18 protein-coding genes are annotated in these 13,604 nt (G+C 67.5%); 17 read left to right on the forward strand and 1 reads right to left on the reverse strand.

What is annotated here, in order from left to right:
* Positions 1–124 precede the first annotated feature (124 nt).
* Positions 125–565 carry an OsmC family protein gene (locus GNX71_RS22980; RefSeq protein ID WP_206174559.1) on the forward strand — a complete coding sequence of 147 codons (441 nt, stop codon included), beginning with the start codon at positions 125–127 and terminating at the stop codon, positions 563–565.
* Positions 566–678: 113 nt separating this feature from the next.
* Complete coding sequence (locus tag GNX71_RS22985) at positions 679–1,584, forward strand: tripartite tricarboxylate transporter substrate binding protein (RefSeq protein ID WP_241027343.1); 906 nt, start codon at positions 679–681, stop codon at positions 1,582–1,584.
* Positions 1,585–1,597: 13 nt separating this feature from the next.
* On the opposite strand, the gene GNX71_RS22990 is transcribed toward GNX71_RS22985, so the two are convergent.
* Positions 1,598–2,248 carry a Crp/Fnr family transcriptional regulator gene (locus GNX71_RS22990; protein ID WP_241027024.1) on the reverse strand — a complete coding sequence of 217 codons (651 nt, stop codon included), beginning with the start codon at positions 2,246–2,248 and terminating at the stop codon, positions 1,598–1,600.
* 214 nt (positions 2,249–2,462) lie between these two features.
* Between GNX71_RS22990 and GNX71_RS22995 the strand changes: the two genes are divergently transcribed.
* The 15 genes from GNX71_RS22995 (at position 2,463) to GNX71_RS23065 (ending at position 13,571) form a co-directional block, all read left to right on the forward strand.
* Positions 2,463–2,978 carry an ester cyclase gene (locus GNX71_RS22995; RefSeq protein WP_206174562.1) on the forward strand — a complete coding sequence of 172 codons (516 nt, stop codon included), beginning with the start codon at positions 2,463–2,465 and terminating at the stop codon, positions 2,976–2,978.
* Positions 2,959–3,741, forward strand: coding sequence for an SDR family NAD(P)-dependent oxidoreductase (locus GNX71_RS23000; RefSeq protein WP_206174563.1), 783 nt, complete (start codon positions 2,959–2,961; stop codon positions 3,739–3,741). The genes GNX71_RS22995 and GNX71_RS23000 overlap by 20 nt, the downstream gene beginning before the upstream one ends.
* An 80-nt stretch (positions 3,742–3,821) precedes the next feature.
* Positions 3,822–4,895 carry a hypothetical protein gene (locus GNX71_RS23005; protein ID WP_206174564.1) on the forward strand — a complete coding sequence of 358 codons (1,074 nt, stop codon included), beginning with the start codon at positions 3,822–3,824 and terminating at the stop codon, positions 4,893–4,895.
* 19 nt (positions 4,896–4,914) lie between these two features.
* Positions 4,915–6,249: an MFS transporter gene (locus GNX71_RS23010; protein WP_206174565.1), complete on the forward strand. Its 1,335-nt coding sequence runs from the start codon at positions 4,915–4,917 to the stop codon at positions 6,247–6,249.
* 96 nt (positions 6,250–6,345) lie between these two features.
* A complete protein-coding gene (locus GNX71_RS23015) occupies positions 6,346–7,113 on the forward strand; it encodes a GntR family transcriptional regulator (RefSeq protein ID WP_206174566.1) in 768 nt (255 codons plus the stop codon).
* Entirely contained in the window at positions 7,110–7,910 is an 801-nt protein-coding gene (locus GNX71_RS23020) for a transporter substrate-binding domain-containing protein (RefSeq protein ID WP_206174567.1), read from the forward strand. Before GNX71_RS23015 ends, GNX71_RS23020 begins: the two co-directional genes overlap by 4 nt.
* 15 nt (positions 7,911–7,925) lie before the next feature.
* Positions 7,926–8,588, forward strand: a complete 663-nt coding sequence (locus GNX71_RS23025; protein ID WP_206174568.1) for an amino acid ABC transporter permease — start codon at positions 7,926–7,928, stop codon at positions 8,586–8,588.
* A gap of 18 nt (positions 8,589–8,606) precedes the next feature.
* Positions 8,607–9,260 carry an amino acid ABC transporter permease gene (locus GNX71_RS23030; RefSeq protein WP_206174569.1) on the forward strand — a complete coding sequence of 218 codons (654 nt, stop codon included), beginning with the start codon at positions 8,607–8,609 and terminating at the stop codon, positions 9,258–9,260.
* Positions 9,244–10,026, forward strand: coding sequence for an amino acid ABC transporter ATP-binding protein (locus tag GNX71_RS23035; protein WP_241027025.1), 783 nt, complete (start codon positions 9,244–9,246; stop codon positions 10,024–10,026). Before GNX71_RS23030 ends, GNX71_RS23035 begins: the two co-directional genes overlap by 17 nt.
* Positions 10,027–10,219: 193 nt before the next feature.
* A complete protein-coding gene (locus GNX71_RS23040; protein WP_206174570.1) occupies positions 10,220–10,705 on the forward strand; it encodes an ATP-binding protein in 486 nt (161 codons plus the stop codon).
* A gap of 15 nt (positions 10,706–10,720) precedes the next feature.
* Positions 10,721–11,209, forward strand: a complete 489-nt coding sequence (locus GNX71_RS23045) for a GNAT family N-acetyltransferase (RefSeq protein WP_206174571.1) — start codon at positions 10,721–10,723, stop codon at positions 11,207–11,209.
* 72 nt (positions 11,210–11,281) lie between these two features.
* The gene (locus tag GNX71_RS23050; protein ID WP_206174572.1) at positions 11,282–11,863 is read left to right on the forward strand and encodes a DUF1439 domain-containing protein; all 582 of its coding nucleotides are present in this window, start codon (positions 11,282–11,284) and stop codon (positions 11,861–11,863) included.
* Positions 11,860–12,852: a glycerophosphodiester phosphodiesterase gene (locus GNX71_RS23055; protein ID WP_206174573.1), complete on the forward strand. Its 993-nt coding sequence runs from the start codon at positions 11,860–11,862 to the stop codon at positions 12,850–12,852. Before GNX71_RS23050 ends, GNX71_RS23055 begins: the two co-directional genes overlap by 4 nt.
* Entirely contained in the window at positions 12,849–13,127 is a 279-nt protein-coding gene (locus GNX71_RS23060; protein ID WP_206174574.1) for a hypothetical protein, read from the forward strand. The genes GNX71_RS23055 and GNX71_RS23060 overlap by 4 nt, the downstream gene beginning before the upstream one ends.
* A 24-nt stretch (positions 13,128–13,151) precedes the next feature.
* The gene (locus tag GNX71_RS23065; protein WP_206174575.1) at positions 13,152–13,571 is read left to right on the forward strand and encodes a hypothetical protein; all 420 of its coding nucleotides are present in this window, start codon (positions 13,152–13,154) and stop codon (positions 13,569–13,571) included.
* Positions 13,572–13,604 lie beyond the last annotated feature (33 nt).

The raw sequence follows: 13,604 nt of genomic DNA on the forward strand, positions 1-13,604 counted from the left end.
CGCCATGCCCGATGGGGGATGCGCCATGCGGCCTGCGACTACAGACAGGCGCGGCTTTCGGAGCGATACCTGCGGTTCTGTCTCCAAGCAACCCATTCACCCATCCACCACCGAAGGAATCTCCATGGCAGCAGACAAGCACGCAAGCGTTCACTGGGAAGGCGCCGGCAAGACCGGCAAGGGCCAGATCAGCACCGAGACCGGCGCCCTCAAGGACTACCCCTACGGCTTCGCGAGCCGCTTCGAGGACGACAAGCGCGGCACCAACCCCGAGGAGATCGTCGGTGCGGCCCATGCGGCCTGCTTCACGATGGCCTTTGCCTTCGCGCTGGAAGCGGCGGGCCTGGCCGCGACGCGCATCGACACCAAGGCGGCCGTACGGCTGGCCAAGGACGGCGCCGGCTTCAAGATCGACCGCATCCAGCTCGAACTGGACGCGGCCGTGCCCAACCTCGACGAAGCGAAGTTCCAGGAAATCGCCGCCGCCGCCAAGGCCGGCTGCCCGCTGTCGAAGGCGCTCGCGAGCGTGCCCGAGATCACGCTGAAGGCCACGCTGGCGAGCTGAAGGCGCTGCTTATGATCGTCTCCACAAAAAGGAGACGGATCATGAACAAGCCCACCCGGACCGCACTGGCGGCCCTTTCTTTCGCCCTCGGCACGCTCGGCACCACGGCGGCGATGGCCGCCTACCCCGACAAGCCGATCAAGGTCGTCATCGGCTTCCCGGCCGGCGGCCCGCTCGACCAGCATGCGCGCCTGCTCACCGACAAGCTGCAGGCCGTGCTCGGCCAGCCGCTGATCGTCGACTACAAGCCCGGTGCGGGTGGCTCGGTCGGCGCGGACGCAGTCGCCAAGAGCCCGGCCGACGGCTACACGCTGATGCTGGCCAACACCGGCGTGGCCGTGATCAACGGCGCGCTCTACAGCAAGCTGCCCTACAACACGCAGCGCGACTTCGTGCCAATCGCGCGCACCGCCATGCAGCCGCTGGCCCTGCTGGTCACGCCCAAGCTGCCGGTGCAGAACCTGAAGCAATTCATCGACTACGCCAAGGCGCGGCCGGGCCAGGTCAACTACGGCTCGGCCGGCAACGGCGGCATCAGCCACCTCGTGCCCGAGATGTTCAAGACCGCGACCGGCATCTTCATGGTCCACATCCCCTACCGCGGCAGCGCGCCGGCCTTCACCGACCTGATGGGCGGGCAGGTGCAGTTCATGGCCGAGTCGATTCCGCAGGCCGCCAACTATCACAAGCAGGGCAAGGTGCGCGCGCTGGCCGTGACCAGCCGCGAGCGCAACCCCGCGCTGCCCGACGTGCCGACCGTCATCGAGTCGGGCGTCAAGGGATTCGAGGTGGTGGGCTTCTACGGCTTCCTCGCGCCGAAGGACACGCCCAAGGACGTGGTCGCCAAACTCAGCGACGCGTTCAGGCAGGTGCTGACCAGCCCCGAGGTGCGCGAGCGCATGGTGAGCCAGGGCGCGGACCCGGCCTACCTGGGCAGCGAGGACTTCGCACGCTTCCTCGCGACGGAAACGCCGCGTTTGGACAAGGCGGTGAAGGCCTCGGGCGCGCGGATGGATTGAGCCCCGGCGGCGCTCAGGGCGGCGTGGCCGCGTGCCGCTCGAGTTGCTCGCGGCTCAGCAGTTCGATGCTGCGGTAGCGCACGCGCAGCGTGCCGTCTTCCTCCCAGAGCTTCAGCTGCCGGTTCACGCTCTGGCGCGACACGCCGAGCATGAACGACAGGTCTTCCTGCGACACGCCGAGCGTCGTGCTGCCGCGCTCGTCGCCCGGCTCGGCGGCGCGCGCATCCAGCGTCAGCAGCCGGTGCGCGAGCCGCACGGGCAGCGGCATCAGGATCACGTCGTCGATCCACGCGAGCGCCTGCCGCAGCCGCAGGCACACCAGCCGCGTGAAGGCCATGTGCACATCGGGATGGTCGGCGATCAGCCGGTGGAAGTCCGCCGCGGCCACCACGGCCATTTCGGTGACGTCGACCGCGAAGGTGTCGTAGACGCGCTCGCGCCCCACCAGCAGCGACACCTCGCCGAACCAGTGCCCCGGTTCGAGCATCGCGATCACCGCCTCGCGCCCGCCCGGCGCGACCACGCTCACGCGCAGCGATCCGCTCACCACGCCGAACAGCGCATCGGGCGACGAGCCCTTGTGGAACAGCGACTCGCCACGCGCCAGCGTGCGCCGATGCGCCACCGCGAGCAGGCGCTGCTGCACGTCCTCTGCGAGCCGCATGTCGTTGCCCTGTCGTGGCGCAGATGTCGACGGTGTCGCCTGGGCATTGGCGGCGCGGGATGAAGGGGGCGTGCGTGGCATCGCGGGTTTGCCCGGGGTGGCGAATGCCAACAACGGACAGTCTTGGTGCATGGGGGTGCCGATAGTACGCAGCGAGCCCGGGTCACCGCAATTGGAGCAACCCGATGTCACCTGTCACATGGAGCACCCCCCGATGAACACCCAGACCGAACGATGCGAACTTCAAGCCCGCCGCGAGCGCCTCGTGCTCGACCATTTCGCCGACGAGACGCGGCAGGACTTCGACGCGGTGCTCGGCACCTTCCCGCATCCGCACTACGAGCTGATCCCGAGCGGCGAGGTGCACGACGGCACCGACGACGTGCGCCTGTACTACGCCGAAACGCGCCGCGCCTTCCCCGACCAGCGCCACGAGATCATCCAGCTGCGGCACGCCGACGATTCGGTGATCGTCGAGTTCTGGCTGCTGGGCACGCACCGCGGCCCGCTCAAGGGGATTCCGCCGACGGGCAACGCCTTCCGCTGCCGCATGAACGCCTTCTTCATCTTCGAGGGCGACACGCTGGTCTGCGAGCGCGTGTACTTCGACACCCTGACGATGCTGCGGCAGTTGCTGGTGGGCGTGCCGCCGGAGATGGTCGGCGCGCTGGTGAGCGGGCTGCTCGGCCAGCCGGCCGCAACGCCCAAGGTTGAGGCCGCCGTCGCATGACCACCGCGCGGCCGCTCGAAGCCGCCACGCCGTCATCACGGGCGGCGCGCGCGGCATCGGCCTGGCCATTGCGCGGCGCTGCATGGCGGACGGCGCGAGCGTGGCGCTGTGGGATGTGGAAGCAGAGGCGCTGGCCGACGCGATGCGGCAGCTCGCACCGCTGGGTGCCGCGACCTCGGCCCTCGTCGATGTGCGCGACGAAGACCAGATCGCACGCGCGGCCTCGGAGGCGCAGGAATGCTTCGGCGGCATCGACATCCTCGTCAACAACGCGGGCGTGCTCGGCCCGACCGTCACCGCGTGGGAGCACACGCCCGCGCAATGGCGCAACGTGCTCGACATCAACCTCACGGGCGCATGGCTGTGCTGCCGCGCCATCGTGCCGCTGATGCTGGCAAGGCAACGCGGGCGCATCGTCAACATCGCCTCGGTGGCGGGCAAGGAAGGCAACGGATTCAACGCGGCGTACTCGGCCTCCAAGGCGGGGCTGATTGCGCTGACCAAGTCGCTGGGCAAGGAGCTCGCGTTGTCGGGCGTGCTGGTGAACTGCATCACGCCGTCGGCGGCCGACACGGCGGTGTTCGCGGGCGTGCCGGCGGAACACCGCGAGCAACTGCGCACCGCGCTGCTCGCGCGGGTGCCGATGGGGCGCTTCGTCGAGGTCGATGAAGTGGCCGCGATGGCCGCGTGGCTGGCTTCGGACGACTGCTCGTTCAGCACGGGCGCGGTGTTCGACATCTCGGGTGGGCGCTCCATGTACTGAACCTTTCAGGGCGCGTTCACCGGCCGATCGGCGACCGCTCGTCGAATCGAAAAACAAGTCCTCATTTCCAGGAGACGACCATGATCCGAGACCCCGCCCCCACCGGCTTCGCACAACTGGCGCACTTCGACGGCGCTCGCAGCGCCGCCATGCCGCAAGACCGCCTGCGTGCCATCCGCCATGGCGCTGAAGCACTGCGCGAGCAATTGCTCGACGCGCCGCCGGTGCGCTTCGCGCGCAGCTTCAACCTGCTGCGCATTCCGTACCCCGCGTGGTTCGCCTTCACCGGCGTCTATTCGCAGCAGTTGCTCAAGCCGCACATGGTCCACCTGCTGGCGCGCACCGTGCTGATCCAGTACGACGACTTCGAAGGGCGCCTGCGCACGCTGCTCTTCACGCCGGCCGACTTCGAGGCAGGCAACGAAACACCCTACTTCAAGCGGCTGAGCGAGCAGGCGCCGAAGTTCCTGCACAAGACCATTGCGCCGGTCTACCAGACCGTGCCGCAGGCGCTGGCGAGCTGCGGCTTGGCGCCCGAACAGATCGACTACATCACCTACGACCACCTGCACACGCAGGACGTGCGCCGCTGGCTCGGCAGCGCGGATGCGCCTGGCCTGCTGCCGAACGCGAAGCTGCTCGTGCACCGGCAGGAACTCGCGAACGTGCAGGGGCTGCTGCCGGTGCAGGCCGAGTGGTACTGCCCGCATGGCCTCGACGGCGTGCCGGCCGAACGCATCGTTCCGTTCGACGGCAGCATCCAGCTTGGCCGCGGCCTCGCGCTGGTGCACACGCCGGGCCACACCGAAGGCAACCACTCGCTGGTCTATCGCACCGCCGACGGCTTGCGCGTGAGCAGCGAGAACGGTGTCGCAGCCGACAGCTGGGCGCCCCTGCAGTCGCGCCACAACGGCATCCGCCGCTATGCGCAGGCGACGGGCGCGGAGGTGATCCTGAACGGCAACACGCAGGAAAGCAGCAACGACCAGTACCTGTCGATGGTGCTGGAGAAGACGCTCGCGGGCACCTCGTCGTCGCACGGGTTCAGCAACGTCGTGCCGTCCAGCGAATGTTCGCCGCACTGGCTTTTTCCGGGGGCGCCGACCAGTCACCTCTGGGGCGAGACGAGCTTCGGCGCGCTGGCCCGCCCCTGAAAAAGAAGGAGACACACCGATGAACACAGCCACCCTCGCCGCCGCCGATGCGCACACGCCCGCCACGGCCGATGCGCACGGCGACGCCGCGCTCTTCCGCAAGATCACCTGGCGGCTGATGCCGCTGCTGTGCGCCTGTTACGTGCTGAACTACCTGGACCGCACCAACGTCGGCTACGCGCAGCTGCAGATGAAGGACCAGCTGGGCTTCAGCGACGCGGTGTTCGGCCTCGGGGCCGGCATCTTCTTCATCGGCTATGCGGTGTTCGAGATTCCGAGCAACCTGATGCTCGCGAAGATCGGCGTGCGCGCGACGCTGCTGCGCATCATGGGACTGTGGGGACTGGCCTCGGCGGCGATGATGTTCGCGACGACGCCGATGCAGTTCTACGTGCTGCGCTTTCTGATCGGCGTGTTCGAGGCGGGCTTCGCGCCCGGCGTGCTGTTCTACCTGACGCTGTGGTTTCCATCGCACCGCCGCGCACAGGCGACCGCCCTCTTCTTCATGGCCTTCGGCGCGGCGCCGATCGTCGCGGGGCCCATCGCCGGGCTCACGATGACCTACCTCGACGGCGTGCTCGCGCTGCGCGGCTGGCAGTGGCTGTTCCTGCTCGAAGGACTGCCGAGCGTGCTGCTGGGCGTCATCGCGTTTCGCTGGCTCTCGAACAGCCCGTCGCAGGCGCCGTGGCTCACGGCCGCGGAAAAGCAGCGCGTGGCGCGCCTGCTGGCCGAGGACCAGGCCGCGCACGGTGCCACCGAGCGCCACACCTTCGGCGCGGCGATGCGCGACGCCCGGGTGTGGCTGATCGGCTTCATGTCGTTCCTGATCATCCTGGGCATGTATGCGCTGTCGTTCTGGCAGCCGACCATCCTGAAGTCGATGGGGCTCAGCGTGCTGAAGATCGGTTTCTATTCGGTCATTCCGGCGGTCGCGGGCATCGCGGCCAACATCGTGGTCGGGCGGCACTCCGACCGCCGGAAGGAACGGCGCTGGCACTTCGCCATCGGTGCGCTGGTGGGTGCGGCGGGCCTCGCGCTGACCACGCTCTTCATGCAGAGCCCGCTGGCGGCCGTGCTGTGCCTGGCGCTGGCGGCGATGGGCATCTCGAGCGCGTTCACCGTGCTGTGGGCGATTCCGGGCAACTTCATGTCCAAGAGCGCCGCGGCCGCGGGCATCGCGCTCATCAGCACCATCGGCGGCAGCGCAGGGCTGGTGGCGCCGATGATGGTCGGCGCGCTCAAGACGCTGACCGGTGGCTTCACGGCCAGCCTGTATGTGCTGAGCGGGGCACTGGTGCTGTCGGCACTGCTCATGCTGCTGGCCCTGCCTGCGAGCGCCCTGGCCAAGAAGTAGTCCGCTCCCGCCGCACCACCGGCTCACGGCACCGATCCATTTCGGTGCACACGTCTTGCATACCAGTTGGCACAAAAGCTGCTGGTATGCAGGCGAATGTCTACATCCGCATCCGAAATCAGTGCACGCATCGTCGAAGCGGTGATGGCGCAGAAGCTCGCGCCGGGTTCGCGCCTGGGCGAGCAGCAGCTGGCCATGCTCTTCGACTGCAGCCGCACCATCGTGCGCGAAGCCCTCACCCGGCTGGCGGCGCGCGGCATCGTCACCGTGAGCGCGCGGCGCGGCTGGTTCGTGATCGAGCCTTCGCAGGAAGAAGCGCGCGAAGCCTTCGAGGCGCGCCGCGTGATCGAGCTGGGACTCATCCGCAGCGCGGCCACCACCGGCAAGCTCGACAAGGCCGCCCTGCGCCAACTGAAGGCGCACCTGCAGCGTGAAAAGGGCGCACTGAAAGAGAGCGACGTCGGCAACCGCAGCTTCCTGCTCGGCGACTTCCATGTGTGCCTGGCCGAGTGCCTGGGCAACACGCTGCTGGCCGACACGCTGCGCGACTTCACCGCGCGCACCACGCTGATCGCCATGCTCTACCAGAGCACGCACGACGCGGTGCAATCCTGCGAAGACCACGTGCAGATCGTCGCGGCGCTCGAGCGCGGCGACCACGCCGCCGCCGAGGCGCTGATGGCCGAACACATCGGCACGGTGCAGTCGGCGCTGCGCGTGCAGGCACCGACCGACCCACTGGCGCAACTGCGCGATGCGCTGGCGCCGCTGCAGAACACGGCTTCGACGAAACCCAAGCGCCGCAAGCCCGCGCCTTCCCCCGACGACCCCGATTCATCGACTTACCTAGGAGCCCTGCTATGACTTTCTCTGCATCGAAACGCCACCTCGCCCTCGCGTTCGCTTCCGTCGCCCTGCTGGCCTCGGCCGGCGGCGCCCATGCGCAGAACGCACTGGACAACGTGCTCAAGGCCAAGACCATCAAGATCGCCGTGCCGACCGACTACCCGCCCTACGGCTCGGTCGACAAGAACATGAAGCCGCAGGGCCTCGACGTCGAAATGGCCGAGCTCATCGCCGCCAAGCTCGGCGTGAAGGTCGAGCTGGTGCCCGTGACCAGCGCCAACCGCATCCCGTACCTGCAGACGCGCAAGGCCGACCTCGTGATCTCCACGCTCGGCAAGAACCCCGAGCGCGAGAAGGTGATCGATTTCTCGTCGGCCTACGCGCCCTTCTTCCAGGCCGTGTACGCCGCCAAGAGCATGAAGCTCACCAACTTCTCCGAAATGGCCGGCAAGACCGTCGCCGTGACGCGCGGCGCGATGGAAGACCAGGAACTGAACAAGGTGGCGCCGCCGAACGTCGACTACCGCCGCTTCGAGGACAACAACGCGACCATCGCGGCCTTCGTGGCCGGCCAGACGCAAACCCTCGCGACCAGCGCGGCGGTCGCCGGCGACATGCTCGCCAAGAACCCGAAGGTGAGCGCCGAGTTCAAGCTGCTGCTGAAAGACAGCCCCTGCTTCGTCGGCATCGCCAAGGGCGAAACCGCATTGAAGACCAAGGTCAACGAAATCATCGCCGCCGCCCGCAAGGACGGCACGCTGGACGCCATGTCGAAGAAGTGGCTCGGCAAGGCAGCCGGCGATCTTCCGGTCTGATCGAATCGCGCGGCCATGAACATCGAGTTTGACTTTGGCGCGGTGCTCGCCGAATGGCCGCTGCTGCTGCGCGGCGTGGCGTGGACCATCGGGCTCACCGCCATCGGCACCGTGCTCGGCATGATCGTGGGCACGTTCTGCGCATGGGCGCGCGCCGGCGGCCCCGTGTGGCTGCGCGCCATCGTGGGCACCTATGTGGAGCTGATCCGCAACACGCCCTTCATCGTGCAGCTGTTCTTCATCTTCTTCGGGCTGCCGGCGGCGGGTGTGAAGCTGTCGCCCGAGGTGGCGTCGGTGATCGCGATGGTGATGAATCTCGGCGCGTATTCGACCGAGATCATTCGCGCGGGCATCGAGGCCACGCCCAAGGGGCAGATCGAAGCGGCGGTAAGCCTCGCGCTCAGCAAGGCGCAGGTGTTCCTGCGCGTGGTACTGCCGCCTGCGCTCAAGAAGGTGTGGCCGGCGATGGTGAGCCAGATCATCATCGTGATGCTGGGCTCGGCGGTGTGCGGCCAGATCTCGACCGAGGAACTGAGCTACGCGGCCAACCTGATCCAGAGCCGCAACTTCCGCGCGTTCGAGGCGTTCATCATCGCCACGCTGATTTATCTCGCGCTGTCGGTCGCGCTGCGGCGCTTGCTCAACTGGGCAGGGCCGAAGTTCTTCTTCGGCCGCTGAACGCAGGAACCCGACGTCATGAGTGATTTTTCTCTGTGGGACATCCTGCGCAACCTGCTGATGGCGCTGCGCTGGACCGTCGTGCTTTCGCTGATCGCCTTCATCGGCGGTGGCATCGTGGGCGGGCTGCTGCTGTTCCTGCGTCTACGCGGCGGCCAGATTGCGGGCAAGGCGGTCGGCCTCTATGTGCAGCTCTTCCAGGGCACGCCGCTGCTGATGCAACTGTTTCTCGCCTACTTCGGCATCGCGCTGTTCGGCATCGACGTGTCGGCCTGGACCGCGGCGAGCGTGGCGCTCACGCTCTACACCAGCGCCTTTCTCACCGAGATCTGGCGTGGCTGCGTGGCCTCGATTCCGAAGGGCCAGTGGGAAGCATCCGGCAGCCTGGCCTTGAGCTTCGGCGAACAGATGCGCCATGTGATCCTGCCGCAGGCCGTGAAGATCGCGATCGCGCCGACGGTCGGCTTCCTGGTGCAGGTGATCAAGGGCACGGCGCTCGCCTCGGTGATCGGCTTTGTCGAACTCACCAAGGCCGGCAGCATGATTTCGAACGCCACCTTCCAGCCCTTCGTGGTGTTCAGCTGCGTGGCGCTGCTTTACTTCGTGCTGTGCTTCCCCGTGAGCCTGTACGCCAAGAACCTCGAGAGGAAGACCCATGGCCGCCGTGCTTGACCAAGCCAAACCCGAACCCGCGACCTTCGCCGCGCCCATCGTGCGCATCACGGCGCTGCGCAAGTCCTACGGCACCAACGAGGTGTTGAAGGGCATCGACCTCGACGTGAAGCGCGGCGAGGTGATCGCCATCATCGGCAAGAGCGGCTCGGGCAAGAGCACGCTGCTGCGCTGCATCAACGGGCTCGAGGTGTTCCAGGAAGGCTCGCTCACCGTCGACAGCAAGCCGCTGCTGCACGAGAGCGCGATGGCCATGCGCGAGCTGCGCCAGCGCGTGGGGATGATCTTCCAGAGCTTCAACCTGTTTCCGCACCTCACGGTCGGCAAGAACGTGATGCTCGCGCCCACGCTGGTGAAGAAGCGCGCGTCGCTGGAAGCCGCATCGCAGGCGCGCAAGCTGCTCGAGCGCGTGGGCCTCGCCGAGAAGTTCGATGCAATGCCCGACCAGCTCTCCGGCGGCCAGCAGCAGCGCGTGGCAATTGCCCGTGCGCTCGCGATGGAGCCGGCCGTGCTGCTGTGCGACGAAATCACCTCGGCGCTCGACCCCGAGCTGGTGGGCGAGGTGCTGCGCGTGGTGGAGTCGCTGGCCGACGAAGGCATGACGCTCCTGATGGTGACGCACGAGATGAGCTTCGCGCGCAAGGTGAGCGACCGGGTGATCTTCATGCACCAGGGGCGCGTGCATGAGATGGGGCCGCCGGCGGAGCTGTTCGGGAATCCGCAGACGGCGGAGTTGAAGCAGTTTCTTTCTTCGCTGCACGACTGAGGGTTTCGTCCTCGACTGTCCTCGGCTATCCTCGCCCCATGGCCTCCCTGCGGAACGCATCGATTATTCGCACCATCGAAGAGATGGTGGGTTAGCGCGCGATCCAGACGAGTTTCACGCCATGCAACCCGCCCCACGAGGCGGGTTTCTTTTTGCCTCCTGGGGTTTTGTTCCAAGTCACAGGAGAAAAGCAATGACCCCCATGCTCCACATGGTCTGCGGCAAGATCGGTGCCGGCAAATCGACGCTCACCCGGCGCCTGGCAGAGGCACCGGCCACGGTGCTCATCAGCGAGGATGCGTGGCTTGCCGCGCTGTACCCCGGAGAGATCGTCGCGCTGCCCGACTACGTGCGGGCTTCGACCCGGCTCAAGCGGGTCATGGCGGCGCATGTCGTCGCGCTCCTCAATGCCGGCGTGTCCGTGGTGCTCGACTTTCCCGCCAACACGGTGAGCAGCCGGGCCTGGGCGCGCGGCATCGTCGAGGAGGCGGGCGTGGCGCACCGGCTCCATTTCCTGGATGTGCCGGACGCCATCTGCAAGGCACGGCTTCGCGCACGCAATGCAAGCGGCGAACATCCCTTCGAAACGACGGATGCCGAGTTCGACCTGATCACGCGCCACTTCGTCGCGCCCGCGGAGGCGGAAGGCTTTCACGTGGTCCGCGTCTCGCAGGCCTGACTAAGATCGCCCGCGATGCACATCGAACAAGCCCTCCCCACCGAAGCGGCTACCGTTGCCGCCGTCCTGAACGAAGCCGCCCAATGGCTCGCCACCGGAGGCCGGCCGCTGTGGTCGGCTGCCGACACCGCCATCGAACGCATCCAGCGTGACACCGATGCCGGACGCTACTTCATTGCACGCGAGAACGACGACGTGGCCGGCGTCGTGCGAATCGATATGGAAGACCCCTTCTTCTGGCCCGAGATCGAGCCCGGCAGCTCGGCGTTCGTGCACAAGCTGGGCATTCGCAGGTCGTGGAGCGGCAAGGGCGTGTCGACCACCCTCCTGGCCTTCGCGCGCGAACGCACCCGCAGCCTAGGCCGCCCGTACCTGCGCCTCGATTGCGTGGCGGACCGGCAGGCGCTGCGCACGCTCTACGAGGGCTTCGGTTTCGTGCTGCACAGCGTCATCCAGAAGGGAAACGGGTCCTTTGCCCGTTACGAATTGCGCATCGACGGCTGACTGTCCGACAGGAATGGGCGCCACCCCGGCGCTGGCGGGAACGCATCCGCCTGTGGCAAGCTCGGAACCCCTATGAACCTCCGCCCTCCGTCCCTCACCTCCCGTCGCCGGATGCTGCAGGCCCTGCTCGGTACGGCCGCCCTGCAGGCTCCGTTCGCAGCGCTGGCCGGTTTCAACTTCTTCACGAGCGAATACACCGCGAGCCGCGACGAGCTGCAGACGATGATCGCCAAGCGCTTTCCGGTGGCCGAGCGCTATGCCGAGATCTTCATGGTCGGGCTGCGCGATCCGCAACTGGGCCTGGATGCCGGCACCAACCGCGCGGCCCTCACCGCCACGCTGACCATCGCGAGCCCCCTGCTGGCCGCCTCGCCGGTGCAAGGCGTAGTGTCGATGAGCAGCGCGCTGCGCTACGACGCGGCCACGCGCACGCTGCGGCTCGATCATCCGAAGGCCGAACGCCTCGAACTGCAGGGCGTGGAGGGCCGCGATGCCGAGCGGCTGCAGAAGGTCGGCTCGATCGTCGCGCAGGAACTGCTGCAGGGCCAGGTGCTGCGCAGCTTCACCGCCGACGAACTCACCATGGGCCGCAAGACCTACGAGATCGGTGACATCACCGTGCAAGAAAACGGCATCAAGGTACAGCTCAAATGAAATTCCCCCTGCTCGTCGCCGCATTGCTGATCGCGGGTTGTGCCGCCATCGCCCCCACCGCCAAACAGCACTTCGACCTGCAGGCCCACCGCGGCGGCCGCGGCCTCGCGCCCGAGAACACGCTGGCTGCGTTCTCCAATGCGATTGACCTGGGCGTGAACACGCTGGAGCTGGACATCGGCCTGACCGCCGACAACGTGGTCGTGATCTCGCACGACACCGCGCTCAACCCAGACCACACCCGCGATGCCAGCGGCAACTGGCTCCCGGCGAAGAGCGGCGCGGCCGTGCGCTCGCTCACGCTGGCGCAGCTGCAGACCTACGATGTCGGCCGCCTCAACCCCGGCAGCAACTACGGCAAGCAGTTCGCGCTGCAGCAACCGCGCGACGGTGAACGCATTCCCACGCTCGCTGCGCTGTTCGCGCTGGTGCAGGCGCGCGGCGCGGCTGCGGCCACGGTGCACTTCAACATCGAGACCAAGATCGATCCGACGAAGCCCGACGAAACCGCCGCACCCGAACCCATGGTGCGCGCGCTGCTTGCCGAGATCGACAAGGCGAAGATGGCCGACCGCGTGACCATCCAGAGCTTCGACTGGCGCACGCTCGCGCTCGTCGGCCAGCTCGCGCCGCAATTGCCGCGCGCCTACCTCAGCACGCCGCGCACCCTGAAAGACAGCCGATGGACCGCAGGCCTCGATGCGGCCGGCTTCGCCTCGGTGCCGCAGTTGGTCCAGGCCGCCGCGGGCAAGAGCGCGGGGCCGGTGATCTGGTCGCCGGCCTACGCCGACCTCACACCGGCCGTCATCAAGGAAGCGCAGAAGCTGGGCATGAAGGTGTTGCCCTGGACCGTGAACCAGCGCGCCGACATGCAACGGCTGATGGATTGGGGTGCGGACGGCATCATCACGGACTATCCCGATGTGCTGCGCGACCTGATGCGCGAGCGCGGGCTGTCGACGCCTCCTTCCGGAAAGGTTGCGGGATGAGCGCGACACAGCAACTCGACGCCATCGCCGCGCACATTGCGGCGCTGAACGGCGGTGGTGGCGGATCGGTCACCACGCTCTCGAACGATGCCCGCGCCAGCGCCGAACTGCTCGGCGCCCTGCCGCCGCGCTACAGCGAGGTCTTGCTGAACCTGCTCGACCGCCTCGAATCGAGCGCGCTCTTCAGCGAAGAGAGCTGCTCCTTCAGCCAGAAGGACCTGCTGGACAACCTGCAGGTGTGGATCGACAAGGCCCGTGGCCAGCTGGTGTCTTAGGGCACCGGTTTATCATCGTCGCCCATGCGCACCCTGCTGCTCGCCCTCATGATCGCCCTGCTGCCCATCCGCGGCTGGCTGGGCGACGCGATGGCGGTGGAGATGGTGCGGCACTCGCTGCCTGCCGCCTCGCTCGTCGCACAAGAGGCCTCCCCGGCCTCGGTGGCGGTGGATGCGCATTGCCATGAAGCCATGGAAGCAGCCGACAGCGGCGACATGAGCACCATGGCGCACCACCATGACGACGGCAACAGCAGCGACCACGGCACCGACCACCAGGGCTGCGGCACCTGCACCGCCTGCCAGGTCTGCCACACGGTGGCCCTCGGCGGCACGCCCCTCATCGACATCGTGCACGGCGCCCCCCAGGCGCCACCAGCGGCCCACGCGGCCCGCTTCGCGAGCGCAGAGCCCGTTCCGGGCCTGAAGCCGCCCATTTCCTGATCTCCCTGCCCGTAGTCCGTCCGCAGTGAGCCT

Source organism: Variovorax sp. RKNM96, assembly GCF_017161115.1.
Lineage (GTDB): Bacteria > Pseudomonadota > Gammaproteobacteria > Burkholderiales > Burkholderiaceae_C > Variovorax.